The sequence below is a fragment of the Klebsiella sp. CN_Kp104 genome (genome assembly GCF_040064515.1).
GTDB classification, from domain to species: domain Bacteria; phylum Pseudomonadota; class Gammaproteobacteria; order Enterobacterales; family Enterobacteriaceae; genus Klebsiella; species Klebsiella aerogenes.
This window is the reverse complement of the sequence record NZ_JBEAII010000039.1, coordinates 24,549-49,970: the sequence shown is the minus strand read 5'-3', so window position 1 is coordinate 49,970 and position 25,422 is coordinate 24,549. Positions and strand designations below refer to the sequence as shown.

Genomic DNA, 25,422 nt, shown 5'->3' with positions numbered 1-25,422 from the left:
GAGTGTTAGCCTTGTTTAGCTTCGTTAAAACAGTCGGCGATAATCTTCAGTCCCTGCGCGATCTGCGCATCTTCGATAGTCAGCGGCACCAGAATACGCAGCACGTTGTAGTACGGCCCGCAGGAGAGCAGGATCAGGCCTTTATCCCGCGCGCGGGCGACGATATCCGCCGTCAGTTTGGCGTTGGGTTTGCTGTGATCGCCCTCTTCAAAGAGTTCAATGGCGATCATCGCCCCCAGGCCGCGGACGTCGCCGATTTCGCGATGTGTTTCGGCGATATTGAGCAGGCCTTTACGCAGCTTGTCGCCGAGCTGATTGGCTTTTTCCAACAGGTTTTCCTGTTCGAAAACCTTGAGTACCGCCAGCGCGGCGGCGCAGGCAATCGGGTTGCCGGCATAGGTGCCGCCCAATCCGCCCGGCGCGATGGCGTCCATGACTTCCGCCCGTCCGGTGACGCCCGCCAGCGGAAAACCGCCGGCGATGGATTTGGCAAAGGTGGTGATATCCGGCGCCACGCCCATCTGCTCCATTGCGAACAGCGTGCCGGTACGGCCCGCGCCGCTCTGGACTTCATCGGCGATCAGCATGATGCCGTGCTCATCACACAGCGCGCGCAGGCGCTGCATAAAGGCCGGGGAGGCGGCGTAGAAACCGCCTTCGCCCTGGACGGGTTCAATGACGATAGCGGCGATATCTTCCGGCGCGGCGTCATTTTTGAAGATACGATGGATGCTGGCGATCGCGTCATCATCGCTGATGCCGTGCAGCGCGCACGGGTAGAGCGCGCGATAAACGTGGCCCGGCATTAACCCCATACCCGCGGAGTAAGGGTTCACTTTACCGGTTAACGACAGGGTGTAATGGGTACGGCCATGATAGGCGCCGGTAAAGGCGATGGTGCCGCTACGCCCGGTCGCCGCGCGGGCGATTTTGACCGCGTTTTCCACCGCTTCCGAACCGGTGGTCACCAGCAGGGTTTTCTTGGCGAAATCGCCGGGCACTTTCTGGTTCATCATTTCGCAAAGCTGCAGGTAGGGCTCGTAGGCCAGCACCTGGAAGCAGGTGTGGGTCAGCTTCTTCAGCTGGCCTTCCACCGCGGCGATCACCTCAGGATGCAGGTGGCCGGTATTTAACACCGCGATACCGCCGGCGAAATCGAGATATTCACGGCCTTCAACGTCCCATACCCGGCAGTTCTCCGCACGGTCGGCAAAGATAGGGTGAATCTGTCCGACGCCGCGCGGCACCGCGTCGCTACGGCGCTGCATTAACGCTTTATTGCTGGTCATGTCCTGCTCTCCTGTTAAAGGCCGATACACATATATTTGATTTCTAAATAATCTTCGATGCCGTACTTCGAACCTTCGCGGCCCAGACCGGAGGCTTTAATGCCGCCGAACGGCGCGACTTCGTTGGAGATAATGCCGGTATTGATGCCAACGATGCCGTACTCCAGCGCTTCGCCGACGCGGAAGACGCGGCTCAGGTCGCGGGCGTAGAAATAGGCGGCGAGGCCGAATTCGGTATCGTTGGCCTGGGCAATGACATCGGCTTCATCTTTAAAGCGGAACAGCGGCGCCAGCGGGCCGAAGGTCTCTTCTTTCGCCACTTTGGCGCTGCTCGGGACGTTGACCAGGATGGTGGGCTGGAAGAAGTTGCCGCCCAGCGCGTGCGGTTTGCCGCCGGTGACGATGCGCGCGCCTTTCGCAAGGGCGTCGGCAATATGTTCTTCGACCTTAGCTACCGCTTTATCATCGATCAGCGGGCCGGTGGTGACCCCGTCCTGCAGGCCGTCGCCGATGCGCAGCTTTTCCACCGCCTGCTGCAGTTTCTCGGCGAAACGGTCATAGACGCCGTCCTGTACATACAGACGGTTGGCGCAGACGCAGGTCTGCCCGGCGTTGCGGAATTTCGACGCCAGCGCCCCTTCGACGGCTTTATCGAGGTCGGCGTCGTCAAAGACGATAAACGGCGCGTTGCCGCCGAGTTCTAACGACACTTTTTTGATGTCTTTCGCACACTGCTCCATCAGCTGGCGGCCAATTTCGGTTGAGCCGGTGAAGGAGAGCTTGCGTACCAGCGGGTTGCTGGTCAGTTCGTTGCCGACAGCCCCGGCAGAGCCGGTGACCACGTTAAATACCCCGGCGGGAATACCGGCGCGATTCGCCAGTTCGGCCAGCGCCAGCGCGGAAAACGGCGTCTGGCTCGCGGGTTTCAGAACCATAGTGCAGCCGGCGGCCAGCGCCGGGCCGGCTTTACGGGTGATCATCGCCGCCGGGAAGTTCCACGGGGTGATGGCGGCGGTAACGCCGATGGGCTGCTTGATGACGATCAGGCGCTTGTCGGCCTGATGACCGGGAATGGTATCGCCGTAAATGCGCTTACCTTCTTCGGCGAACCACTCAATAAAGGAGGCGGCGTAGCTGATTTCGCCTTTGGCTTCCGCCAGCGGTTTCCCCTGTTCGAGGGTCATCAGACGGGCGAGATCGTCCTGGTTCTCCATCATCAGATCGAACCAGCGGCGCAGAAGCGTAGCGCGCTCTTTGGCGGTCAGGGCACGCCAGGCTGGCAGGGCGCGGTTGGCGGCTTCAATCGCTTCGCGGGTTTCGTCGGCGCCCATTTTCGGCACGCTACCCAGCTGCTGGCCGTTGGCGGGGTTGGTCACCGCAATCACGTCGCCGTTTTGCGCATCGCGCCACTGGCCATCAATTAGCGCCTGCTGGCGAAACAGAGTTGCATCTTTAAGTTGCATAATCGCTTCCTGTCTTAAGGGGTTAACGAGTAAAAGCGGCGTGTAGTGTCTCCACGCTACGTGCCGCACGCAGCGTGCGTCCGGGATTGCTCTGGCTTTCCAGCAGGGTCTGTACCTTGCTGACGATGTGCGCGCCGATCGGGATAGCCGACGTGGCCGCCGGCGATGGCGCGTTACAGGTGTGGATGGAACGCGCGGTAGTGACAAAAAGGAAATCGTCGATCAGCTTACCCTGCGGCGATACCGCCTGTGCCCGCACGCCGGCAGGCCACGGGCGCAAATCGCTTAATGTCAGGCTGGGGCAGTATTTCTGCACCAGCCGCAGATAGCCGCTTCTGCACAGCGAATTCTTCATTTCGCCAAGCCCGGAGCGCAGGTTGTTTTGCAGTACCCGGCGAATACCGGGCGAGGTCAGGATCTCAAGGGTATCGGTCAGCGAGATATCGCGTTTACGGTAGCCTTCGCGCTTCAGCGCCAGCACCGCGTTAGGGCCGACGGTGACGCTACCGTCGATCATGCGGGTCAGGTGGACGCCGAGGAACGGCATCGCCGGATCGGGAATCGGATAGATCAGATGATTAACGATCTGGTTGTGCTGCGGCGCCAGTTGGAAATATTCGCCGCGGAACGGGCAGATGATAAAGCCGGGATCGACGCCGATCATTTTCACCAGCCGGTCGGCCATCAGCCCGGAGCAGGTGATCAGCGTCGATGCTTCATATTCACCGCCCTGGCGGGTGTGGACGACCACGCCGCTGGCGTGCTCTTTCAGGGCGCTAACTTCGGCATCGTACACGATCGTTCCGCCTTTGGATTCGAAGATCTTCGCCATTGCCGCTGCTACTTCTCGATAGCTGACAATGCCGCTCGAAGGAACGAAGATCCCGCCCAGTCCGCTGATGTTCGGCTCGCGTTCGCGCAGCTCGCTCGCGCTAAGCCATTCGCGTTGCAGGCCGTTAGCGGCGGTGCGATCCCACAGCGCGCGCATCCGCTCCATTTCCAGCGGCGTGGTGGCAACCAGCATCTTGCCGCAGACGTCGTAGCGAATTGCATTCTGCTCGCAAAAGGCTTTGGTGGCGCGGTTGCCGGCGAGGCAAAACTGCGCCTTGAGGCTGCCGGGAGTATAGTAAACGCCGGCGTGGATCACTCCGCTGTTGTGACCGGTCTGATGGCAGGCCGGACCGGACTCTTTTTCCAGCAGGGCAATGCGGGCATCCGGGTAAATCTCAATTAACTGCATGGCGGTCGACATGCCGATAATGCCGCCGCCGATAATCACGAAATCATACATCCGCTCAATTCCTTCGCCTGAGAACCCTTATTGATGAGTCTGGTAATGATTCGTGGAATACGCAAAGTAGCCGCGCTGGCGCATCAGTTCGCGACGTAAATCCGGATGCGGCGTAAAGCGGTCGCGACCGTGCAGCCAGAAAAGATTGTTTATCAACAGGAATTTCCCCACCGGCACCGGTACGGAAAGAATGTTTTTACTGGTTTCCAGCGCATCGGAGAGGCGGCTCAGCCAGGTGCCTTCTTCGAAATCTTTCGGCTGCACAAACTGGTCGATATAGCGCATTACCGGGCGGCCCTGCTGGTCGACGTCGAAAACCGGATGATAGACATCTTTGCTGACGTTTTTGCTCGGCGGCGCGGCCCAGCGCATCGGACGGCGGGCCAGCGGATCGCGGAAGAATTCGTCGAGATGTTCCCAGTCATCCAGATGCAGCAGCAGTGAATTGCCGCCCTGCATGTTCTGTTCATCGATCTTCATCATCAGCACGTAGTCGGTAATTTCTTCGACATAGGTACCGTCATTGTGCAGTTCCATCACGCGGTGCGGCTGGCGCAGATAGCTGTCTGAGTTATCGACGTTTTTCACCACGAAGCGGGCGTAATACTGGCCGCTCATGGCATCAAAGTTGGAGCGTCCGATCAAATGCGCCACGGCGGTAGCCAGCTTGACCATCTCATCGGCCTGAGCGACGTTGTCAATGCCGATACCGTTGATCAGCAGCGCGCCCTCCGCGCGATTGAGCAGCGTCTTGATCAGCAGCGGCTGCAGCTGGTTGCCGCACAGATCGTCGAGGATCTTGCCGACCTGAAAGCGCAAGAAAGATTTGTATTCCAGCGCCTGCACCGGCCACTGCGCGACCTGTTGAAGAAATTGCGCGGTCGTTTCGGCGGTGAAGGTCAGCTCCAGCAGACGCGGCGATTGCGCAGAGGGAGCGAAGGAAAAACCGGTGTAGCTGTGGGCCAAATCATCAGCATGAGGTTTTACGGCGGTCAGTGCATTCATCAGAATCATTCCTCGGGTAGAGTCAGAGAGTCGGGGTGATGCTCATTTCGTAGCCATAAATTAAAAATATCTACATTTTTGAAAAATGCGTATGAAATAGCCATATTGTTTAATTTTTGTGATCACTAGCAACAATAAGTTAACAATATGAGAGGCGAGGACAGACGAGGTAGGAAAAGAAAAATGCCAGAAAATGAATAAGTTGAAGAGAGGACGGACAGCCCGGATAGCGGGGGAGTGGATATCCGGGGAAAAGCGGGGTTATTTCTCGACGCTGGCCACCAGGGCTTCAATGGTTTGTTCCCGCCAGAGAAGCCCCTGCAGGGCAAACCACGGCATGTTTTCCAGCCACTGAAGATGGGCTTCGGTTTCAATACCTTCGACGATCACCTGATACTGATTCGCCTGAAAATAGTGCAGCAGCGAGTCCATCAGTTGCTGGCCGTTTTTCTTTTCCAGCAGGCTCCATAACAGGTTCTTGTCGGTCTTGATAAAACGAAAGGGTTGCGCCGTCAGGGCGGCGAACCCGGCGTAACCGGCGCCGAAATCATCCAGCCAGAAGGAGTATTTGTCCGTCAGGGCATCGATGGTCGGGGTGCGTTTCACCAGCGTGTTGGAAAATTCATTAACCTCAAAATGCAGGCAGCCGATGGTTTTCACACACTCGGCGATAAAATCATCATGTAGCATATGCAACGTCGACTCGTCGACGTTGAGTGTGACCATGACGTCGTTCTGGCGGAACCACTGCTGATGCTGCCTGACCAGCTCAATTTGTTCGAGCAGGATGCGGGCGCGCAGTGATTCCGATGCCTCACTGAAAAACCGTTCTATATCTTGCGGACTAGCAGGCTCGTGATGAGCAAACCGGGTCAAACATTCAACCGCGATCATTTTGCCTTCGCGGTTGAACATCGGCTGAAATACATAGCGTAACCCGGTCGGTTCGGTGTTGGTCAGCGGCATTTTGCTTCACTATTTAAAGGTAACGTCGATATTGGCCGTCGCATTAAAGGTACCGATTTTGGGCTTAACGCTTAGCCATTTCAGGCTGGCCAGGAAGTTACTTTCTACCACGCTGCCGTTAATCATGCCCAACTGCGTCGGGGTATTCATGGAAAGCCAGGTCGTCGGCGCATCGGCGCGCGAGAGCAGGATGCCAAAACCGCTATCGTTGGATGGCAGAATGGTGTTGGTGTCCTGGGTCGGCTGCTGGGTACTGAAGCTGGCCATTAAGGTCTGACCCTGGCAATCCTGGCCGGCGCCGGTCAGGTCGGCGCGGACGCTGAACGGAACCTGTTTCTCAATGGCGCCGACGACGGCATTGCGCGCCGGGATGCTGCCGAAGTTGACCGTTGAACCATTGTTCGCCGAGACGGTGATTTTCGGGTTGCAGGCGATAAAGCGAATATTACCAAGCCCGGTGACCCACGCGCGGAAGTTACTATTCGGGCGGCTGTTGAGGCCGCCAACGCCGTCAACCTGGAAGATAGCGTAGCGGTTGGTGTCGTTAATCACGCCGTTTGACGGCGGCGGATTGCCGGTGGCTTTAATATAAACCGAGTAGGTCACCGTGACGGTCTGCGGGGTCGCCGGAGACTGGCATGCACCGCCGGGACGGTTGCGGCGGCAGAGCGTACCTGGCCCGATATCCGTTTTCTGACCTTTTACCGGTTTAATATCGGTGCTGAGATAGGTTACGCCGACTTCCAGCGAGTTGTGGATATTCTGCATCCGGGTTTCCGGATCCCAGTACAAATACGCATCTTCACCATTGGGCATGTGATCCGTATCGGTACAGGTAAAGGTGGAGGTAAACGTCGGTGAACGCCACAGCAGGGTACCCGGCTTCAGGTTAGCGGTCGAAACGTTAATCTGATCGGTGAGCGCGATGGTCTGCGATACTTCGGTACCGTTCTTCTTACAGCTCAGCGCGAAGCTGCTGGTGGAGAACAGCGCGCTTGAGAGTACCAGAAGCGTCAGCCCGGTGCGGGATAAGAGGTTAAACTTCGACATAACTAATTGTCCTTTCATGTTATTTACAGGTCAGGGAGACGACCTGATAACCACCGGGTTGATCGGCTTGAATAGCAGGTAGCTCTGGCACCGTCAGGCTGCAGGAGGCGTCGGCATCGTCGCCCCATTTCATCTGCAGGCGGTCGCCGCTCTGAACGCCGGAAACGTAGGCTTCGCCGCGGGTACCGACCACGCCGACATGTTCGCCGTTCTGGCCGAAGATATTGGCGCCAATCACCGGCACGCTGCCGTCCGCCAGTTTGGCGTGGATAAGCAGGCTCTGGCCGAGATGCGTTTCAAAGGTCACGCGGCCGATGGCGCGCTCGGTCGGCACGATATCTTTCGCCGCCAGCGGAATTTCCAGGCCGTTGCCGATATCCGAAGTACGCAGCGCGACGCGGTTGTGGCGATACGGCATCGCAGAAGTGAGCACCGCGTAGCCGAAGCGGTCAATCGCTACCCCTGGCTGGTTTTCCAGACGCACGCCCTGCGCCCCTTTCGCTTTCACCACCACGAAGGTGTTCTGCAGCGGCTGCGACAGGGTGACGCCGCCGGAGTGCGCGACCACGCCGCCGGAGACGTTCAGCGAAGTCTGCTGATAGTTGTTGTTGTAGCTGTAGCCCAGATCGACGTTACCCATGCTGCCCAGATAACCCAGGTTGACCAGGCTGGTATCGCCGCCGTGCTGGGTGTGGCCGCTCTGTACGAAGTAATTCATACGGTTGTCATCAAGCAGCGTGCCGCTCATCCCGGCGCTGTAGCCGCTACCGCTCTGCTTGCTGTTAGAGGCGTTAAAGTTAACCGTGCTTTCGTGGTCCGGGCCAAAGATGTTGATTGGCACCGAGACGTTCAGGTTAACGCTGTTGTCGCTATAGCCGTAGTTACTGCGGCTGTTCTGGTAAAACACGCCGACGCTGACGCGATTCCAGGTGGTGTTGAAACCGGTCTGGATGGTGCGGTCGTATGCGGAGGTGTTCCAGTAGTTCTGACGGATAAAGGTCGCGTACAGCGAAGCGCCGGCGATGTGCTGGTTGACCGTCATCTCGACGCGCTGGCGTTTGTTGTTGTACTGCTGCGAGTCGTAGTAACGACGGCGCTGGTTTTGCGTCGCCCAATCCGGCGCGCCGGTTTTATCGTCGCTCTGATCGTAATACTGGGTGTGGTAGAAACCGTTCTGCCAGTTGTTACGTTCAGCTACCGCGTCGGAGAAGTCATAGAAGCCCGACGTCGAATAACGGTAGCCGGCGATCTGCACGTCGGTACCGAGCGTGTTGAGCGATTTGGAATAGAGGAAGCGTACGCTGGCGCCGCGTTTGTTCTCGCCGGAAGCCAGATCGGTATCAGACCATGAGGCGTCAACGGAGGCCGCCCCGTATTCGCCCATGTTTTTACCCAGCCCGACCACGCCGGAGCGATAGTGCTCGGCCATGATAATCCCGCCGTATGGCGTATAGTCGGAGCCGGCGCCGTGGGCCACGGTGCCCTGGATAAATTGCGGCTGATAATTATTGGTGCCATCGTGGTATTTACCCGCGGTCACCTGATACTCCCAGATCCCGTCGCGCAGCATATTCGGCACGGAGGAGTAAGGCAGGGTGAAGCTATGGCGTGAGCCATCCGCCTCGATAACCGTCACGGCTAAGTCGCCGCTGAGGGTGCTTGGCGAAATATCGGTCAGCGCGAACGGTCCCGGCGGCACCACGGTGCTGTAGACGGTATAGCCGTTCTGGCGCACTTCGACGCGGGCGTTGGTATTGGCGACGCCGCGTACGACCGGCGCGTAGCCGCGACGGCTGTCCGGCAGCATTTCCGGGACGCTGGAAATCTGCGCGCCGCGGAACTGGAAGCTATCGAACACGTTATTATTGGTGTTGCTCTGGCCAATCTGAATACGGCTGCGCCACGAGGCGATATCGGTTTCCGCCCAGGTGGAAATCGGGTTCCACTGCTCTTTTTGCCCGGTCTGTTTTGACAGGGAAGAGTTGTTGCGAAAACGCCACGCGCCGACGTTAAGGCCGTTATTGAGGGTCAGGAAGTAGTAGTCGCTGTCCTGTTTGCCGCTGCCGCTGGAGAAACGGGAGTGGCTGCCGCTGAAAGCGTAGTTAACGAAACCGGCGTTGATGCCGTCGTCATAGACCAGCGGCGAAATCTCGCCCTGTGGTCGCGCTTCGAGTTCGGTTTGCGGTACGGAAATGTTCAGCTCCTGCAGCGCGGCGTTCCAGCTCACGCTACTGCCTGGAATATTTTTTACCAGATCGTAGCAGGCGCTGCTGCCGGCGGTGTCCGGTACCAGAACGCCGTATGAACGGTAGCTATCGGCATCTAAACAGAAATAACCCGGGGTGTTAGGCGTATCTTTTTTAAATTCGATTTCCCGGTGATCGACGCGATTTTTATTCAGGTAAATATCGAAGGCATATTTACCCGGTAAAATATCGTCGCCGGTAGAGAGGTTTTGCACCAGCGAGGCGTTATTCGCCCCGCGGATGAAAGAGGTATTGAATTGCTCTTCGGCATTGACAAATGGTGTCGCCAGTAATGACATTGTCGAGGCGTAAACAGCAAAGCGAACGTGCTGCGCCAGACATCCAGGGATCGTCCTTATTTTATTATGGCTAGCCATTGTATTGCTCTCTTACTGAATGCGGATATCTTTAATTTCCGTATGTCCGCCAAAATCATTGATAAAAGTGAATGACATCTGATCCGCTGCCGCCGCGCCGGCTGGCAATTTGATGTTCAGAGAGTCCATGGGTTTAACCATGTCAGCATTCACTTTCCAGGTCTTCGCGCCGCTCTTCAGCGTCAGTACGCCGAAAGTCACGTGCAGCGGACCTTTGTTAGTCACAACCAGATCGTTACCTTGCTTACGCCAGGTCAGGGCCTGCGCTTCCTTTTGCAAGGTGGTTTTCAGCGTGGTAGGGCGGTAGAACAGCTTCACGCGGGTACGGATCGCAATCTGCAGTACGTTTTCTTGTTTCGCCGAAGGCGGAATTTCCTGCACGTTAATCCAGTACACGGTTTCGCGGTCGGTCGGTAATCCGCTGCCGGAATAAACAAAGCGCAAAATAGCGTCTTTATTGCCCGCCAGTTTTAAAATCGGCGGAATAGCCTGCATCGGTAAATTGGTTGGCGTTGCGGTGGCGTCACCGGTATCAAGCCAGGTCTGAACCATCCATGTTTCATCGGTATCATTGTGAATGGATAACGCCGCAGATTTTTCCCCGCCGTTATAAATAACCCGAGTCTGATCGACCTGAATACCCGCAAAAGTATCCAGCGAGACAAATAACAATAAAGCGGTTAATAACTTTTTCATTTCACGTTCCAAATAATGGTACCGGCCATCCATGGCCAAAAACATTTATCCGTAATTATTTGTACTCGATGGTAAAGGTGGCGTTTGCGTTAGCAGAGCCAGCTTCCACGGTTTTCAGGAAAGATTTGTAGCGAGCTTTCAGATTGAATACCGCAGTGCCGCTGTTGTCGTCAGACGCTGCAACGTTAACCCACGGGGAGTTGTCGTCTGCGCTCTGGTTGATTGGGACGATTTTTTCGTCGTTGGTCAGGATTTCGATACCTACGCCTTTCGCGTTATCAACGGACAGCAGGTTCGGGTTACCAGCAACGGTCGCACCGTCGAAGCGCAGGGAGTAATCACCGGCTTCACATTTTTCCAGGTTGATGGTGAACGCTTTAGAAGCGGTAACATCGCCAACAGCGTTGAACGCGGTAGTCGGGTATTTACCGATGAAAACGTCTTTGTTCTGGTCGGTAGAAGTCACAGTACAGGTTGACTGGATGATTTCACCGGTGAAGTTGACCTTGCCGTTAACTGCGTAAGCACTGGTGGCGGACGCGGACAGGATCAGTGCTACAACAGGCAGTAATTTCTTATTCATTTTAACTCCATGTACTTAAGGGGATAACCATAGTGGTAATCAAACACGGCAAGCGAATACCGTGCAGATGGGTATCCAGATAACCTATGTTGGCGTGTTGATCGCGATGAAATATACAGCAACAGTTTTCGCGTTTTGATTTCTTCGGTGACTTAATTACAGAAAATTAATAGACATAAACGATGCACTTGATCGGACTTATCTGATATTGGCAACCATAATAATTTTATGGTCAGCGGGGGGCTGGAGAGGATGTTATGGGGACGGGTAATTAATTAAGATGTTGTTTTTTAAAGTTTTTATTGTTTTTGTTTATCAGGGGGAAAACGTTTCTGCGCAGGCCAGGGCAAATTAAAAACGCTGCATAATCCAGCGCTATGCATAATGTGTAAGCGTTATTTCCAAATGTTTCCTATTTCCTTCGGGAGCGTCTTCTGATGGCGCATTACTCCGCCGAATTAACCCCTTTTAAGGCCTCCGCCAGCCAGCGGGAAAAATGCAACATTGCCGGCGTTTCCGGACGCGATTGCAAACGTGTCAGCCAGTAGTTGCCGAGATCGATATGAATCTTAAACGGCTGCACAATGCGTTTTTCTTCCAGCAGATGGCTGAACATTTTTACCGGGGCAATAGCCACGCCTAAGCCTGCCTGCGCCGCTTCCAGCATGGTCACGGATGAGTCGAAGACAATAACCCGATGGGTTGGCGAAGGCGGCAATTCTCCCGCTGCCTGCATCCACGCCGACCATTCGTCTCGGCGATAAGAACGCAGTAGCGTGAACTGCAAAATATCCTTCGGATGATGTATCCGGGCGGCTAACGACGGGGCGCACAGCGCGGAGAGCGGGGCGGTGCACAGATACTGCGCGGCGGTATCGTGCCAGGCGCCGCCGCCAAAGCGAATCACATAATCCAGCCCCTCGGCGGCGGGGTCGACGCGATTATTATGGGTGGATATCTGCAAATCGATATGCGGACACTCGCGCCAGAAGGCTGGCAGCAGCGGGAACAGCACACCCGTGGCGAAAGTGCCGACTACGCCGATCTTGAGCTTCTCCTGCGCCTGGTGACCGGTGAAACGGTCTAGCATCCCGGCAATCCTTTCAAACGACTCATTGAGTACCGGTAACAGGCCTTCTCCTTCGGTGGTGAGCTTGAGGCCGCGCGACACGCGAACGAACAGCTGACAGTTAAGATGTTCCTCCAGCGTCTTCACATGCTGGCTGATGGCGGAGTGGGTGACGTTGAGCTCAATCGCCGCGCGGGTAAAACTGAGATGCCGGGCGGCCGCTTCAAAGGCCCGTAGTGAATTGAGAGGAAGATAGCTGCGTGTCATAACATTATCCGTTAGAAAAATTAAAGCCTGCTGCTAAATTTAACAGTTTGTCAGCGCAGAGCAAAACACCGACACTGAGCGCGTCTGAAGGGCCCGGACGAGAGTGGATATTGAGCGAGAACCGATAATGGAAAAATACTTCATGATGAAAAAATCCCTTACAGGCGTACTGCTGCTGGGCGCCTCATTTTCGACTTTTGCCGCGCCGCAAACGGCGGAGCAGCTTCGTGAACTGGTCAATCAGACCATCACGCCGTTAATGAAAGAACAGGCGATACCGGGCATGGCGGTGGCGGTGATCTATCACGGCAAACCCTATTATTTCACCTGGGGCCAGGCCGATGTTGCCGGGCAGCGTCCGGTGACGCGACAGACGTTGTTTGAGCTGGGCTCTGTTAGTAAGACTTTCACCGGCGTGCTGGGCGGCGATGCGGTGGCGCGCGGTGAAATTAAGCTCAGCGATCCGGCGCAGAAGTACTGGCCGCAGCTCACCGGCCAGCAGTGGCAGGGGATCTCGCTGCTGCATCTCGCCACCTATACCGCAGGCGGTCTGCCGCTGCAGGTGCCGGACGAGGTGACGGATGAAGCGGCATTACTGCGTTACTATCAGAACTGGCAACCGCAGTGGGCGCCGGGTAGTAAACGGCTGTACGCCAATGCCAGCATTGGCCTGTTCGGCGCGCTGGCGGTGAAACCTTCCGGCATGAGCTTTGAACAGGCGATGAGCCAGCGGGTATTGCAGCCGTTAAAACTGAGCCACACCTGGATTAACGTACCGCCCGCCCAGAGCAAGGACTATGCCTGGGGTTATCGTGACGGTAAAGCGGTACATGTTTCGCCGGGGCAGCTGGACGCTGAGGCTTATGGCGTGAAGTCGAGCATTGAGGATATGGCGCACTGGGTGCTGGCGAATATGAACAGCGAAGCGGTGCAGGATAAAAATCTGCGGCAGGGGATCCAGCTGGCGCAGTCGCGCTATTGGCGGGCTGGGGAGATGTATCAGGGGCTCGGCTGGGAGATGCTGAACTGGCCGGTGCCGGCCGAGGTGCTGATTAACGGCAGTGATAATAAGGTAGCGCTTGCCGCGACGCCGGTAACGGCGGTCAATCCGCCCGCGCCGCCGGTGAAAGCCTCCTGGGTACATAAAACCGGCTCCACCGGCGGATTTGGCAGCTACGTGGCTTTTATTCCGCAACAGGATCTCGGCATCGTGATGCTGGCGAATAAAAGCTACCCCAACCCGGAGCGGGTGAAGGCGGCGTATCATATTCTTGAGGCGCTGCAGTAAGGATGTTTGCGCTGCGCTTAGCGGGGCCAAGGTGGCGCTAACTGAGGAAAACCCCGGTGGCGCTTACGCTTACCGGGGCTACGGGTTGGCACTAACCGGTAGCCCGGATAAGGCGCAGCGCGCCGCTATCCGGGACAGGGCCACTTTATTTTCAAACAACTAACGATACAGCCATCTCCCAGCCTGTGCTGACGCAATGAGCATCGCGAGTGTTAACGGCTCCGGTTTGTGCGGAGAAATGCGTTTGGATTTCGGTAATAGGAAATTAGGGAGGAAACCCTGTTCGGGAGGCCAATAATTAAAAAAATCAAATGTATCTTGCTTCACATTAAACTGGCGGAAATAGGATTTCATGATGTCATCGCCACTTTCTCTGGCCCAGGGATAATCGCCCGTATTGAGTGATAAATCCGCATTCACCTGCTGCTTTTTGCCGGTAAGTGTCGGCTTGTTCCATTGTGTTTCATACCATGCCAGAACGGCTGCCGCGATATTGTCTTGATCTACCATAATTTATCGTCACCTCTGGCAATGGAGTTGTATTTAGTGGTTGCTTTTATTGATACATAAATTACATCCCCTGTCAGGTAAATAATCCCGAGGATGGGTATCCAGCGTCCTGCGAATGCTCCCAGATTGGTGACATAGCTCCATCTAAGATTACGGATGGATTGGTTGGTTAACGTCGGGAGCCTGACTTTTAAGTCATTGTGGAAAACCTTCCGTAACTCATGGCTCAAAATGCTCGTCCCTTTAGTCGCTCCGCCAGGTTTTGTCCGGGTATTTTTTATAGGTTGACCAAGCATGATTAACGCAATGGTCATGATGTTATCTACTCCAAAATGAATGGCTGCAGTATCGAGAAAAACCCAAAAAAGAAGTTCATGGGACGAGAGGTTTGACTTGCCATTGTAATAATATGTTCCATTAACTTGTTCTGTTGTGTCCATTTTTATATCCCAGTAATGCTATTTTTACGCAATGTAGCTGCCTGGTTTATTGGAAACAATAACTGTTGATATAAACGTTTTCTGAAAAATAGCTCTTATTAAATGTTCTGTTAAATCATTTAATCAATTAATAAAAATTTCTTTTCTCATCTATTTTTATTTGTTCAGCTAATATTCCCTGGTGAAGTTAGTGCATGATGATTTAAAGCGAACTGTTACTTGCGAATGGACGCAATCTGCTGAAAACTATCAGCGAGATGGCGAACCACAGGGAACGGCAATGGCTGGACGTATCGACTACCAGATTGAAAAATTTCAGTTCATCGAGTGCAACGAATCTCCGCGTATTACCCGCCAGTGGGCGGAAGTTATTGCTGAATGTCAGCAGGAAAAGGCGAACAGTGAAACGCGTTTGCGTACTGCGTTGCTGAATGTCGACTACGCCACCAGCTTCGAACTGCCGTTTCGTTTATTACTTATCCGCGCCCCGCAGCTGGTGGATCGCTTACGCCATGCACTGGCGCTGAATCAAAAGAACGTGGTGATTAATGGTAAAAAGCGCGGCTGCGTTTACAGCCTGAAAGCCGATCTCAGCGCCGTTCCGGATGAGTTTCGTTATCGCTTTGTGAGCCGGATTATTCGCAGCGGGCCGGATGCGGTTTCCGCTGCGCCCTATCAACAGCTGGCAAAAGAGATAAAGGCGCCGCGCGAGCGGTTACGTCTGGCGCTGGAAAGTGGCTTGCAAGTCAATGCGCTGGATGGGCTGTTCTGGTTTGGCATCCAGCGTATCGCCGCGGATATTTCGGCGCTGCGTTCTGCGGGGATGGCGATTACGACTGCGGAAGTGGAGGTGGCGGATAGTCTGACCAGAACGACGAGAATGATAGCGGCGTATCAGGTGGCGACCTGCTCCCGTTGATTAATACACACCGATGTTAGTAATGTCTTCATAAGCTCCATGAGGATATCCCCATGAAAAAACTAATAAAGGCTCTTGCCTTTATGCCAAAACCTTTAACACGGACGATCAGTCATAGAGCCAGCGCCCGGCTTTAGCACTTTCAATAAACATTTGTACCGTCAATGGTTCTGGTTTGTGGTGGTCTGTTTTGAGGTATTCAGGAAGAATGGCGTTTGGAAGAAACCAAATACCCGTATTGGGAAAATAGCGACGAAAGTTAAAACTCTCGATATCAACATTCAATGATTCAGAGTAATCATTTAGAAATGAGTTCATATCCTCTGGAAGCACTACATGATCACCATCACTTAGTGATGTATCATGTCCATCTTCCAAAAGTGCTTTTCGATCAGTCCGTGAACAGTAGCATCGATATCCATACCTATTTCCCCGTAATTAATCGATAACGGTGAACAACATTATTAGTAATAACGCCAATATCGTAAACAGTGATCACAACACCAATCCACTCAACGTCTAGTCTAATGTAGCCGCCAATACTGGCAGTGTATGCCGCAATCCTTGCGGAGTATCGACTTAATGGTAAGTGTCTTTTTACGTTTTTCAAAAGAGCCTGTGAACACTTTACGGAAAACGAGAGATAGAGGACTTGTGTCTTTGGTTGCGCGGCGGTAATTAATCTTACCTCTTACAGGGACTAAAGGCAGACTAAGAATCATTGAGCGCCGCACGAAGCGCGGAACTTTGCTAAGGGTCTTGGTATGAGGATTAGAGACGCTGGACGTCTTCTGGCTTCAAAGGAAAATCTGTACAGGGTTGAGCACGGTAACTACCTGCCCATAGGTTGTACGATACCAAAGCCAGTACAACACAGGCGTTTGGGTGTGATTTTAGAAGATACGATCTCTTGGGGATTTTAACCTAAATCATTGACTTTCTTAGATGGTGCCGATAATAGGAGTCGAACCTACGACCTTCGCATTACGAATGCGCTGCTCTACCAACTGAGCTATATCGGCCCTGAAAGGACGCGTTCACCTGCGTGAAGCACGGGGTAGAAGGTTAAAACTAAGTGGGTGATGCGTCAATGCCCTTTCGAATCAAACGGCTACTTTTGCATCACCCGCTTAGCGTTAAGCACGAATGGTATCGTCGCCGAAACCAATCCACTTATAGGTAGTCAGCGCTTCCAGGCCCATCGGCCCGCGGGCGTGCAGCTTCTGGGTGCTGACCGCCACCTCCGCGCCGAGGCCGAACTGGCCGCCGTCGGTGAAGCGGGTAGAAGCGTTAACGTATACCGCCGACGAATCCACTTCATTAATAAAGCGATTCGCATGGCGCAGGGTACGCGTCAGAATAGCATCGGAATGCTGGGTACCGTGTTCACGAATATGGGCAATCGCCTCATCGAGATCGGCGACAACTTTCACGTTCAGATCCAGCGACAAATACTCGTCGTCGTACTGCCCCGCTTTCACCGGCTCCACCTTCGCCGGACCATTCTGCAGAAGGGGCAGGGCGGCCGGGTCGGCGTGCAGCGTCACGCCGCTCTCCGCCATCTGTTTGCTCAGCGCAGGCAGGAAGGTATCGGCGATATTACGGTGTACCAGCAGCGTCTCGGCGGTATTGCAGGTGCTCGGGCGTTGGGTCTTGGCGTTAACGATGATCTTCAACGCCGGTGCGATCTCGGCCGAATCGTCGACGAAAATATGACACACGCCGATACCGCCGGTGATCACCGGGATCGTGGATTGCTCGCGGCACAGCTTATGCAGGCCTGCGCCGCCGCGCGGGATCAGCATATCGATGTATTTATCCATCTTCAGCATTTCGCCGACCAGCGCGCGATCCGGGCTCTCGATTGCCTGCACCGCGGCAGCCGGCAGGCCGCACTCCTGCAGCGCCTGTTGAATCACTTTCACCGTCGCGGCGTTGGTACGCCAGGTCTCTTTACCGCCGCGCAGAATAGCCGCGTTGCCGGTCTTCAGGCACAGAGAGGCGACATCGACGGTCACGTTCGGCCGCGCTTCATAAATCACGCCGATCACTCCCAGCGGTACGCGGCGACGTTCGATACGCAAGCCGCTATCCAGCAGACCGCCGTCAATCACCTGGCCGACCGGATCCGCCAGGCTACACACCTGACGCACGTCATCGGCGATGCCGCGCAGGCGCGCCGGCGTCAGCGCCAGGCGATCGAGCATCGCGTCGCTCAGGCCGTTGGCGCGGGCGTCGCTGAGGTCTTCGGCGTTGGCGCGCAGGATGTCTTCGGTCTGCGCTTCCAGATAATCAGCAATCTTGTTCAGAACCTGATTTTTCTCGCGGCTGGAAAGCAGCGCGAGTTGGTAAGAGGCCGCTTTGGCCGCAATGCCCATTTGTTCCAGCATTTTCAGCTCCTTAACGGGTAATCATATCGTCGCGATGGACGGCCACCGGGCCGTATTCATAGCCGAGGATGGCATCGATTTGCTGCGAGTGCTGCCCGGCGATCAGGCGCAGGGCGTCGCTGTTATAGCGGCTTACGCCGTGAGCGATATCGCGGCCTTCGCTACTGCGGATTCGGATAACTTCGCCGCGGGAGAAATTCCCGCTGACGGTTTTGATGCCTTTTGGCAACAATGAGCTTCCTCTTTCCAGAATAGCCTGGGTCGCCCCGGCATCGACGGTGATTTCACCGGCCGGCGGCGCGCCGAAGATCCAGCGTTTGCGGTTCTCCAGCGGTGATTCCTGAGCGTGGAAACAGGTGCCCACCGGCAGGCCTTCCATCGCGTGGCCGATAACGTCCGGGCGGTTGCCGGCGGCGATAATGGTATCGATGCCCGCGCGACAGGCGACGTCCGCGGCCTGCAGTTTGGTGCCCATGCCGCCTGTGCCGAGGCCGGAAACGCTATCGCCTGCGATGGCGCGCAGCGCGTCATCGATGCCGTAGACATCTTTAATAAGCTCGGCCTGCGGATTGCTGCGCGGGTCGGCGGTAAAGAGTCCCGGCTGATCGGTCAACAGCAGCAGTTTATCGGCGCCGGCGAGAATGGCCGCCAGGGCGGAAAGATTATCGTTGTCGCCGACTTTGATTTCAGCGGTGGCGACGGCGTCATTCTCATTAATGACCGGCACAATATTGTTATCCAGCAGCGCGCGCAGGGTATCGCGGGCGTTGAGGAACCGCTCACGATCTTCCATATCGGCACGGGTCAGCAGCATCTGGCCGACATGAATGCCGTAAATAGAAAAAAGCTGTTCCCACAGTTGGATAAGACGGCTTTGGCCGACTGCCGCCAACAGCTGTTTTGAGGCAATGGTGGCGGGCAGTTCAGGGTAGCCGAGGTGTTCACGTCCGGCGGCGATGGCCCCGGAAGTCACAATCACAATGCGGTGCCCCATGGCATGCAGCTGCGCGCACTGGCGCACTAACTCAACGATATGGGCGCGGTTCAGGCGTCGGGATCCGCCCGTTAAAACACTGGTGCCCAGTTTTACCACCAGCGTCTGGCTATCACTCATGATTTTCTGCCGTTCAAAAGGAATATCGAGATCGAGCTGATGTTGTAACAGGAGTCAGGCCGCTTGCCAACTGCTGGCGTATTGGTCAAGCCATTTTATTGCGCGGATCGGGCATTCTGCGCAGGCAAGGTGACATATTTATGACGGAAATATTTAAACATTCTTTTTTATAAAAAGTTCCATTTCGTCATAAATATTTAACACTACAGCGTTAAAAAACCTCCAGTTTTTGACGGGGCCTTCGCCCGGAATTGATAAGCGCGTGTAAATAAATCACCAGGACCACATAATGAAAAAGCGTTCACTGGCATTAATGATGATGGGTTTTGTTGCTTCTTCGGCTTCACAGGCAGCGGAAGTATACAATAAAGACGGCAATAAACTGGACGTGTACGGCAAAGTGAAGGCCATGCACTACTTCAGCGATTATGACAGCAAGGATGGCGACCAGACATACGTTCGCTTCGGTATCAAAGGCGAAACGCAGATCAACGATCAATTGACCGGTTATGGCCGCTGGGAATCCGAATTCTCCGGCAATAAAACCGAAAGCGATTCCTCGCAGAAAACCCGTCTGGCGTTTGCCGGCGTGAAGTTAAAAGAGTTTGGATCATTTGACTATGGTCGTAATCTCGGCGCGCTGTACGACGTTGAAGCCTGGACCGATATGTTCCCGGAGTTCGGCGGCGACTCCTCCGCGCAGACCGATAACTTCATGACCAAACGCGCCAGCGGCCTGGCGACCTACCGCAACACTGATTTCTTCGGCCTGGTGGATGGTCTGAATATGACCCTGCAATATCAGGGCAAAAACGAAGGCCGTGAAGCGAAAAAACAGAATGGCGACGGCTTCGGCACCTCTTTAAGCTATGATTTCGGCGGCAGTGATTTCGCCGTCAGCGCGGCTTACACCAGTTCTGACCGTACCAACGATCAGAACCTGCTGGCGCGCGGCCAGGGCTCCAAAGCGGAAGCCTGGGCTACCGGCCTGAAGTACGACGCCAACAATATCTACCTGGCGACAATGTACTCTGAGACCCGCAAAATGACCCCGATCAGCGGTGGTTTTGCTAATAAAGCGCAGAACTTTGAAGCGGTCGCCCAGTATCAGTTCGATTTCGGTCTGCGTCCGTCTCTGGGCTATGTACTGTCGAAAGGCAAAGATATTGAAGGTGTCGGCAGCGAAGATCTGGTCAATTATATTGACGTCGGCCTGACCTACTACTTCAACAAAAACATGAACGCCTTTGTGGATTACAAAATTAACCAGCTGAAGAGCGATAATAAGCTCGGTATTAACGATGACGACATCGTCGCGCTGGGGATGACCTATCAGTTCTGATAAAACTGAGCGTAATAAAAATAAAAACCGCGGCCCTGAGCGCCGCGGTTTTTATTTGTCAGGATTAGCGGTTTTTCGCCAGATGCAGATCGTCGTTATTCATGGTGATCTGCGCGTTATATTCCTTCGGCAAGCGCCGCGCCTGATAAAAGACGCGGTTCCAGTACGGATTATCCAGCGACGAACGCATGACGCCCTGGCTGGCGGAGGCGTGCAGGAAATTGTGGTCGGTATCGTAGAAACCGACGTGCATACCGCCGTGAATGCGGAAGAAGACTAAATCGCCAGGCCGCAGCTGCTGCTTGCTAACCCGCACGCCCATATGCAGAAGATCGCCGGTGGTCACGCGGTCCATTGGCAGATTAAAGCGGTCCTTCAGCGTACGCCAGACAAAGCCGGAACAGTCGACGCCGCTCTGGTCGGTGCCGCCCCATTCATAAGGGGTGCCGTCCCAGGTGTGCATCTGATCGTGCAGGGCTGCCAGCACCGGTATCAGATCGTCGGAGCCGCTGTCGATCGGCTCATAATGATGCTGCGCCACCGCCTTGGGCGGTTTTTTTGGGGAAGATGAACATCCTGCCAAAATCAATAAAGGAACAAGTAATAAAGCGTGGCTGAGTTTGGGCTTCATGTCGTTATTTTCATGTTAGGGATCGACCGTCGCCATTTATAGCGTATTCAGGGAAACGTCAGAATGATGAAACGCAAAATTTACGAAAACTTACGTACCGCAGGCATAAATTCGCCGGTACCGTAATAAGCACATTTTCCAGATAGTAAACGCGGTGATTTTATTTATTAATAAATGTTTACTATCTAAATCAAAATATAACAGGCCAGAATCAGGATGTTCTTATTTATCTGGCGCGAGAGACAGGCGTGCCTCCATTAAGATGGCGGATAAAAGAGGCTGGCGCATAGCCCATCGCTTTGCGGAACATGGCGGTAAATGCCGCCGGATGCTCATAGCCAAGGCTTAACGCCACGTCGGTAATGCTTCGTCCTTCTCGCAGGGCGGTGAGAGCGTACATCAGGCAGGCTTTATGACGCCAGTCGCGAAACGCCATCCCGGTCTCCTGCAAAAAGCGGCGGTTGAAGGTACGCAGGCTTTGACTCATCTTTTGGGCCCACAGCTCCGGCGTGCTGTGAATCTCCGGTTGGCGGAGAAACGTGCTGCATAGTTCAGCCAGCCGCGGATGTTGCGGTAGCGGCGTAAACATCGGCAGCGGCGGGGCGGCCTGCAGTTCAAACAGTAATAGGGCGATAAGCGCCGCATCATGTCCGCTCTCTTCATACAACAGCGGCAACTGGCAGGCGGCCAATAGCAGTTGATGTAGCAGCGGCGAAACCTGCAATACTTCGCAGCGTACCCCGGCGCGCGGCGCGTCCTGCGGTTCGATATACAGACTATGGGTGCTCACGCCCGGCATCCAGACGCGATGCGGTTTGTTAGCGGGTATCCATACGCCGCTGAACGGCGGCACCAGCCACTGACCGTCATCGGTTTCGACTTTCATCAAGCCATTCACGGCATAGAGAAACTGCGCTCGCCGGTGATGATGGCGCGGTAAAAGGGTGTCAGGCGGATAATCGCTACCCAGGCCTAATACCCGGCGCGGCAGATGATCGACATCATTAATCGCGATATTGCGCATGCGTACTCTCCTGGCTGAAAATCGTAATATATTGGCTTTTAATCGTAAGTCAGCCATTCCGCTATTCTATATCGTTACCTCCCTGAATGGAGGAACGGTAGATGATATTTGGGCTTTTTGTTTGCGGACTGTTGTCCGGGGTAACCACCTGGCTGTTTGGCTTCGGCGGCGGCTTTGTTACCGTGCCGCTGCTTTACCTCTTGCTGAGCCATCAGGGCGCAGTAGGCGGTCAGGCGATGCAAATAGCGGTAGCGACGTCGGCGCTGGTGATGCTGTGCACGTCGCTGTTGGCAAGCGGCCGCCACCTGCGCGCCGGAACGGTTCACTGGCGCTCCCTGCTGCCGATACTTGGCGGCATCGCCATCGGCGGTATTGCCGGCGCGGCGCTGGCGCTGAGGGTCAACGGCGAGTGGATCCGCTGGCTGTTCATTTTGTACCTGGCGGTGACCATCGTGGATTGCTACGTTCGCCCCGGCTTTATGGCGCCGTCGACGGCTTGCGCACCGTCGAGTGCAGGGCGCGAGACTATCCTTGGCGGCGGGATTGGCCTGATTGCCGCCTTCCTTGGCGTTGGCGGCAGCGTGATGACCGTGCCGCTGATGCGCCGGCGTGGCGCGACGATGGCGCAGGCCGCGGCAATGGCCAACCTGCTGACGCTGCCGCTGGCGGCGACCGCCAGCCTGACGTGGCTGCTGATGGCGCCGATGGCGGCGCTGCCCTCCGGTTTCATCGGTAATATCTGGTGGCTGGCGGCCGGGCTGCTGGTGGCCGGGAGCTGGTTGGGATTGCGGGGCGCATCGCGCTGGTTGGCAAAACTCCCCGATCGCTGGCACGTGCGGATCTACCCGCTACTATTGCTACTGGTGTTGCTGGCGATGGGCTTTGGCGGGGTGGGCTGAAAGCGCTGGCGGATCATGCTCCTGTCATCTTCTTTATACATGCTCTCGCAGGCTTATATTACTGATTATGGAAAATGACTAATGTCTAATGCTGTGACGATTTTCGATCTGGATAACACCCTGATTAAAGGGGACAGTAGTACGCTGTGGAGCCAGTTTATGGTGCGCGAAGGCTGGGTGAGCGATCCGGAATATCTGGCGCGCGAGGCGCAGCTGATGGCGGATTACGACCGCGGGGAAATGAATATCGCCGATTATGTCGCGCTGATTCAGGCGCCGCTGATCGGCATCCCGCAGGCGCAGGTGGATACGCTGGTGGCGCGATTCGTGCGCGAAAAGGTGTTGCCGTGGGTCTACCCGCAGGCATGGGACGTTATTCGTACCTTACAGGCGCGAGGGGAAAAAATGTTGGTGATCTCCGCCTCGGTGACGCTGCTGGTGCAGGCGATAGCCGCCGAGCTGGGGATTGAACAGGCGTTGGGTATTGATGTTGAAATGGCGGATGGCGGCTACAGCGGTGTGATTGCCGGTACCCCGAGCTATCAGCAGGGTAAAGTGACGCGCCTTGCGCAGTGGCGCGAGGCGCATCCTGACTATACTGGCGAAGTCACTTTTTATACCGATTCGATAAACGACCTGCCCCTGTGCCTGCATGCGGATCGCGTGCGGTTGGTCAACCCGTGTCCGCAGCTGCAGGCAGCCAACGCCCGGTACGGCTGGCCAGTGCTGGCGTGGCGGATCGAATAACGAGACGTTTTCCCTGATTGGTAGCCCCGGTAAGCGTAGCGCCACCGGGGAGAGGGGGTTATTGCGGACTTTGATACAACGGCACTACGCTGCCGCCGATGTAACGGCGGCGCAGCCAGGCGGAGAGGGTGTCCATCACCATGACCACCGCGACCAGCAACAGGGTAATAAACATCACCACATCCCAGTTCCACAAACGCATATTTTCCGCGTAAATGAGGCCAATCCCCCCCGCGCCGACAAAACCTAACACCGCGGCGGAACGGGTGTTGGATTCAATCTGATATAAACTTAGCGCCAGGAAAGTCGGGAACGACTGGGTGAAAATGCCGAAGCGGTGTTTCTGCAGACCATTAGCGCCGACGGCGGTGAGGCCGCGGCCCGGCGAACGGTCTACCGCCTCGTGGCCTTCAGCATACAGGCGGCCCAGCAGGCCGGTATCCTGCATAATAATCGCCAGTACCCCCGCCAGCGGCCCGAGCCCTACGGCGCGCACGAAAATCAGACCCCAGATAGCCATATCGATACCGCGCAGCATGTCAAACAAGCGGCGCATCAACACGGCGATAATGCCGGGAATCACGCCGCGCATAATATTGCGCGCCGCCAGGAATGACAGCAACAGCGCGATGACCGTCGCGGTAATCGTCCCGGCGAAGACGATGGCAAGCGTAATGGCGATTTGCGTGAAGTAATAGGCAAACGGCCAGTTCCAGAAGTCGTGCCAGACAAACATCCGCAGCAGATAGCGCCCCATCTGCTGTAGACCGGTCGCCAGTTGTTCGCTACTGATACCAAACTGCATAAAGAACCAGACGTAATAAAGTACGCTCGCCAGCGCCAGCAGGCCGACATAGCGCAGGTATCGCCCCTGGGTCTTATACAGCGCCTGATGCTGGCGGCGGCTGGCGGCGATATCCGGTTGATGTTGCCATTGGCTCATTTTTTCCCCTCCACAACCCACTGGCGCAGGCGGCCGGAAAGCATATCCAGCAGCGACACCACAATAATGATCAGCAGCAGCGTCATGCTGACCTGATCGTAACGATCGAGCTTAATGTTGGTCATCAGCTCCTGGCCGATCCCGCCGGCCCCTACCAGGCCAAGAATGGTGGATGAGCGGAAGTTGATCTCAAGGCGCATGAAGCCGTAGGAGAGAAAAATTGGTTTCACCTGCGGCCACAGGGCAAAGCGCACCTTCTGCAGCGCCGATGCCCCGCAGGCCGCCAGCCCGCGCACCGGTTTATCCTGCGCGCTTTCCACCGCTTCGTAGAACAGTTTGGTCAGGCTGCCGACCGTATGCAGCATCAGCGCCAGAAAGCCGGGGATCGCGCCGATACCGAACGCCATGACGAAAATGACCGCCCAGGCCAGCTCAGGCATGGTGCGTAAAAAGGCCACCAGCACGCGAACGGCGAAGCGTAGCGGCGCGGGTGACCAGGCATTATTGGCGGCGAGGAAAGCCAGTATTGTCGCTACCGCGACCGCCACCAGCGTGGAGGCCAGCGCCAGCTGCAGCGTCTCCCAAATCAGCGGTAGCTGAATTGGCAGGCGATAGCCCCAGTACGCCAGCGAGCCTTTGGTATGTGAATCGGCTAACAGAACGCCCGGATGCAGCGTCGGCAGCGTCTCGAACATATAGTCGAGAAAGTTTGGCAACGAGCGCCAGATAGTGGGCAGATTAAACTCGGCGGCGTGCCCGGCGGCAAAGTAGAGCGCCAGCAGCACCAACGACCAGCCGAAGGTATCGCGCTTTTGCCGTGTCCTGACCTGCTGGTAATAACGTTCAAATTCGGTATGGGTATTATTCATGCGG

At 55.5% G+C, this 25,422-nt stretch carries 23 protein-coding genes, 1 tRNA gene and 1 pseudogene; 5 read left to right on the top strand and 20 right to left on the bottom strand.

Annotated features, from left to right (window positions below):
• Nucleotides 1-5 precede the first annotated feature (5 nt).
• The 10 genes from gabT to ampR form a co-directional block, all read right to left on the bottom strand.
• Complete coding sequence (gabT, locus tag ABLU80_RS20430) at nt 6-1,289, bottom strand: 4-aminobutyrate--2-oxoglutarate transaminase (RefSeq protein ID WP_015368062.1); 1,284 nt, start codon at nt 1,287-1,289, stop codon at nt 6-8.
• Nucleotides 1,290-1,303: 14 nt separating this feature from the next.
• On the bottom strand, nt 1,304-2,752 hold the full coding sequence (gene gabD, locus ABLU80_RS20425) for an NADP-dependent succinate-semialdehyde dehydrogenase (RefSeq protein WP_015368063.1): 1,449 nt from the start codon (nt 2,750-2,752) through the stop codon (nt 1,304-1,306).
• A gap of 22 nt (nt 2,753-2,774) precedes the next feature.
• Nucleotides 2,775-4,043: an L-2-hydroxyglutarate oxidase gene (lhgO, locus tag ABLU80_RS20420; RefSeq protein WP_348850413.1), complete on the bottom strand. Its 1,269-nt coding sequence runs from the start codon at nt 4,041-4,043 to the stop codon at nt 2,775-2,777.
• Between the two features lie 27 nt (nt 4,044-4,070).
• A complete protein-coding gene (gene glaH / locus ABLU80_RS20415; protein ID WP_032707504.1) occupies nt 4,071-5,048 on the bottom strand; it encodes a glutarate dioxygenase GlaH in 978 nt (325 codons plus the stop codon).
• Nucleotides 5,049-5,309: 261 nt separating this feature from the next.
• Nucleotides 5,310-6,014 (bottom strand): EAL domain-containing protein, encoded by a 705-nt coding sequence (locus ABLU80_RS20410; RefSeq protein ID WP_015704499.1) that lies wholly within the window; start codon nt 6,012-6,014, stop codon nt 5,310-5,312.
• A gap of 9 nt (nt 6,015-6,023) precedes the next feature.
• Complete coding sequence (locus ABLU80_RS20405) at nt 6,024-7,064, bottom strand: fimbrial protein (protein WP_015368067.1); 1,041 nt, start codon at nt 7,062-7,064, stop codon at nt 6,024-6,026.
• 19 nt (nt 7,065-7,083) lie between these two features.
• Nucleotides 7,084-9,609, bottom strand: a complete 2,526-nt coding sequence (locus ABLU80_RS20400) for a fimbria/pilus outer membrane usher protein (protein ID WP_045366693.1) — start codon at nt 9,607-9,609, stop codon at nt 7,084-7,086.
• Nucleotides 9,610-9,699: 90 nt separating this feature from the next.
• Nucleotides 9,700-10,383 (bottom strand): molecular chaperone, encoded by a 684-nt coding sequence (locus tag ABLU80_RS20395; protein ID WP_026612391.1) that lies wholly within the window; start codon nt 10,381-10,383, stop codon nt 9,700-9,702.
• A 55-nt stretch (nt 10,384-10,438) separates the two neighbouring features.
• Complete coding sequence (locus tag ABLU80_RS20390; RefSeq protein ID WP_015368070.1) at nt 10,439-10,966, bottom strand: fimbrial protein; 528 nt, start codon at nt 10,964-10,966, stop codon at nt 10,439-10,441.
• A gap of 445 nt (nt 10,967-11,411) precedes the next feature.
• Nucleotides 11,412-12,302 (bottom strand): LysR family transcriptional regulator AmpR, encoded by an 891-nt coding sequence (gene ampR, locus ABLU80_RS20385; protein WP_348850412.1) that lies wholly within the window; start codon nt 12,300-12,302, stop codon nt 11,412-11,414.
• A gap of 142 nt (nt 12,303-12,444) precedes the next feature.
• On the opposite strand from ampR, the gene ampC reads away from it, so the two are divergent.
• A complete protein-coding gene (gene ampC / locus ABLU80_RS20380; protein ID WP_045366689.1) occupies nt 12,445-13,590 on the top strand; it encodes a CMY2-MIR-ACT-EC family cephalosporin-hydrolyzing class C beta-lactamase in 1,146 nt (381 codons plus the stop codon).
• A gap of 159 nt (nt 13,591-13,749) precedes the next feature.
• Here ampC and ABLU80_RS20375 read toward each other — a convergent pair whose 3' ends face one another.
• Together ABLU80_RS20375 and ABLU80_RS20370 are read right to left on the bottom strand one after the other, a co-directional pair.
• Nucleotides 13,750-14,100, bottom strand: coding sequence for a DUF1493 family protein (locus ABLU80_RS20375; protein WP_021466343.1), 351 nt, complete (start codon nt 14,098-14,100; stop codon nt 13,750-13,752).
• Nucleotides 14,094-14,540, bottom strand: a complete 447-nt coding sequence (locus ABLU80_RS20370; RefSeq protein WP_047080970.1) for an STM2901 family protein — start codon at nt 14,538-14,540, stop codon at nt 14,094-14,096. Before ABLU80_RS20370 ends, ABLU80_RS20375 begins: the two co-directional genes overlap by 7 nt.
• 280 nt (nt 14,541-14,820) lie before the next feature.
• Between ABLU80_RS20370 and ABLU80_RS20365 the strand changes: the two genes are divergently transcribed.
• Nucleotides 14,821-15,459: a helix-turn-helix domain-containing protein gene (locus ABLU80_RS20365; RefSeq protein ID WP_047042442.1), complete on the top strand. Its 639-nt coding sequence runs from the start codon at nt 14,821-14,823 to the stop codon at nt 15,457-15,459.
• A gap of 108 nt (nt 15,460-15,567) precedes the next feature.
• Here the strand turns inward: ABLU80_RS20365 and ABLU80_RS20360 are convergent.
• The 4 genes and pseudogenes from ABLU80_RS20360 to proB form a co-directional block, all read right to left on the bottom strand.
• A pseudogene (locus ABLU80_RS20360) lies at nt 15,568-15,881 on the bottom strand (DUF1493 family protein).
• 524 nt (nt 15,882-16,405) lie between these two features.
• A tRNA-Thr gene (locus ABLU80_RS20355) sits at nt 16,406-16,481 on the bottom strand.
• Nucleotides 16,482-16,595: 114 nt separating this feature from the next.
• The gene (proA, locus tag ABLU80_RS20350) at nt 16,596-17,849 is read right to left on the bottom strand and encodes a glutamate-5-semialdehyde dehydrogenase (RefSeq protein WP_230132985.1); all 1,254 of its coding nucleotides are present in this window, start codon (nt 17,847-17,849) and stop codon (nt 16,596-16,598) included.
• A 10-nt stretch (nt 17,850-17,859) separates the two neighbouring features.
• Nucleotides 17,860-18,963, bottom strand: a complete 1,104-nt coding sequence (gene proB / locus ABLU80_RS20345; RefSeq protein ID WP_015368077.1) for a glutamate 5-kinase — start codon at nt 18,961-18,963, stop codon at nt 17,860-17,862.
• Between the two features lie 289 nt (nt 18,964-19,252).
• Here proB and phoE point away from each other — a divergent pair, with 289 nt between their 5' ends.
• Nucleotides 19,253-20,305: a phosphoporin PhoE gene (gene phoE / locus ABLU80_RS20340; RefSeq protein ID WP_015368078.1), complete on the top strand. Its 1,053-nt coding sequence runs from the start codon at nt 19,253-19,255 to the stop codon at nt 20,303-20,305.
• A gap of 64 nt (nt 20,306-20,369) precedes the next feature.
• Here the strand turns inward: phoE and ABLU80_RS20335 are convergent, their stop codons facing one another.
• Together ABLU80_RS20335 and ABLU80_RS20330 are read right to left on the bottom strand one after the other, a co-directional pair.
• Nucleotides 20,370-20,936, bottom strand: coding sequence for an NlpC/P60 family protein (locus tag ABLU80_RS20335; RefSeq protein WP_032712701.1), 567 nt, complete (start codon nt 20,934-20,936; stop codon nt 20,370-20,372).
• A 226-nt stretch (nt 20,937-21,162) separates the two neighbouring features.
• Nucleotides 21,163-21,960, bottom strand: coding sequence for a helix-turn-helix transcriptional regulator (locus ABLU80_RS20330; protein ID WP_234275808.1), 798 nt, complete (start codon nt 21,958-21,960; stop codon nt 21,163-21,165).
• 101 nt (nt 21,961-22,061) lie between these two features.
• Here ABLU80_RS20330 and ABLU80_RS20325 point away from each other — a divergent pair, with 101 nt between their 5' ends.
• Both ABLU80_RS20325 and ABLU80_RS20320 read left to right on the top strand, forming a co-directional pair.
• On the top strand, nt 22,062-22,859 hold the full coding sequence (locus ABLU80_RS20325) for a sulfite exporter TauE/SafE family protein (protein ID WP_045361725.1): 798 nt from the start codon (nt 22,062-22,064) through the stop codon (nt 22,857-22,859).
• An 81-nt stretch (nt 22,860-22,940) separates the two neighbouring features.
• On the top strand, nt 22,941-23,606 hold the full coding sequence (locus ABLU80_RS20320; protein WP_151085239.1) for an HAD family hydrolase: 666 nt from the start codon (nt 22,941-22,943) through the stop codon (nt 23,604-23,606).
• Nucleotides 23,607-23,664: 58 nt separating this feature from the next.
• Here the strand turns inward: ABLU80_RS20320 and phnE (ABLU80_RS20315) are convergent, their stop codons facing one another.
• Nucleotides 23,665-24,549, bottom strand: coding sequence for a phosphonate ABC transporter, permease protein PhnE (gene phnE / locus ABLU80_RS20315; protein WP_015704515.1), 885 nt, complete (start codon nt 24,547-24,549; stop codon nt 23,665-23,667).
• Nucleotides 24,546-25,418, bottom strand: a complete 873-nt coding sequence (gene phnE, locus ABLU80_RS20310; RefSeq protein WP_032707512.1) for a phosphonate ABC transporter, permease protein PhnE — start codon at nt 25,416-25,418, stop codon at nt 24,546-24,548. The genes phnE (ABLU80_RS20315) and phnE (ABLU80_RS20310) overlap by 4 nt, the downstream gene beginning before the upstream one ends.
• Between the last annotated feature and the right edge of the window lie 4 nt (nt 25,419-25,422).

Bases quoted from the DNA above. Each gene is read 5' to 3' on its own strand.
- gabT (WP_015368062.1), bottom strand. From the start codon at position 1,289: ATGACCAGCAATAAAGCGTTAATGCAGCGCCGTAGCGACGCGGTGCCG.
- gabD (WP_015368063.1), bottom strand. From the start codon at position 2,752: ATGCAACTTAAAGATGCAACTCTGTTTCGCCAGCAGGCGCTAATTGAT.
- lhgO (WP_348850413.1), bottom strand. From the start codon at position 4,043: ATGTATGATTTCGTGATTATCGGCGGCGGCATTATCGGCATGTCGACC.
- glaH (WP_032707504.1), bottom strand. From the start codon at position 5,048: ATGAATGCACTGACCGCCGTAAAACCTCATGCTGATGATTTGGCCCAC.
- ABLU80_RS20410 (WP_015704499.1), bottom strand. From the start codon at position 6,014: ATGCCGCTGACCAACACCGAACCGACCGGGTTACGCTATGTATTTCAG.
- ABLU80_RS20405 (WP_015368067.1), bottom strand. From the start codon at position 7,064: ATGTCGAAGTTTAACCTCTTATCCCGCACCGGGCTGACGCTTCTGGTA.
- ABLU80_RS20400 (WP_045366693.1), bottom strand. From the start codon at position 9,609: ATGTCATTACTGGCGACACCATTTGTCAATGCCGAAGAGCAATTCAAT.
- ABLU80_RS20395 (WP_026612391.1), bottom strand. From the start codon at position 10,383: ATGAAAAAGTTATTAACCGCTTTATTGTTATTTGTCTCGCTGGATACT.
- ABLU80_RS20390 (WP_015368070.1), bottom strand. From the start codon at position 10,966: ATGAATAAGAAATTACTGCCTGTTGTAGCACTGATCCTGTCCGCGTCC.
- ampR (WP_348850412.1), bottom strand. From the start codon at position 12,302: ATGACACGCAGCTATCTTCCTCTCAATTCACTACGGGCCTTTGAAGCG.
- ampC (WP_045366689.1), top strand. From the start codon at position 12,445: ATGATGAAAAAATCCCTTACAGGCGTACTGCTGCTGGGCGCCTCATTT.
- ABLU80_RS20375 (WP_021466343.1), bottom strand. From the start codon at position 14,100: ATGGTAGATCAAGACAATATCGCGGCAGCCGTTCTGGCATGGTATGAA.
- ABLU80_RS20370 (WP_047080970.1), bottom strand. From the start codon at position 14,540: ATGGACACAACAGAACAAGTTAATGGAACATATTATTACAATGGCAAG.
- ABLU80_RS20365 (WP_047042442.1), top strand. From the start codon at position 14,821: ATGGCTGGACGTATCGACTACCAGATTGAAAAATTTCAGTTCATCGAG.
- proA (WP_230132985.1), bottom strand. From the start codon at position 17,849: ATGCTGGAACAAATGGGCATTGCGGCCAAAGCGGCCTCTTACCAACTC.
- proB (WP_015368077.1), bottom strand. From the start codon at position 18,963: ATGAGTGATAGCCAGACGCTGGTGGTAAAACTGGGCACCAGTGTTTTA.
- phoE (WP_015368078.1), top strand. From the start codon at position 19,253: ATGAAAAAGCGTTCACTGGCATTAATGATGATGGGTTTTGTTGCTTCT.
- ABLU80_RS20335 (WP_032712701.1), bottom strand. From the start codon at position 20,936: ATGAAGCCCAAACTCAGCCACGCTTTATTACTTGTTCCTTTATTGATT.
- ABLU80_RS20330 (WP_234275808.1), bottom strand. From the start codon at position 21,960: ATGCGCAATATCGCGATTAATGATGTCGATCATCTGCCGCGCCGGGTA.
- ABLU80_RS20325 (WP_045361725.1), top strand. From the start codon at position 22,062: ATGATATTTGGGCTTTTTGTTTGCGGACTGTTGTCCGGGGTAACCACC.
- ABLU80_RS20320 (WP_151085239.1), top strand. From the start codon at position 22,941: ATGTCTAATGCTGTGACGATTTTCGATCTGGATAACACCCTGATTAAA.
- phnE (WP_015704515.1), bottom strand. From the start codon at position 24,549: ATGAGCCAATGGCAACATCAACCGGATATCGCCGCCAGCCGCCGCCAG.
- phnE (WP_032707512.1), bottom strand. From the start codon at position 25,418: ATGAATAATACCCATACCGAATTTGAACGTTATTACCAGCAGGTCAGG.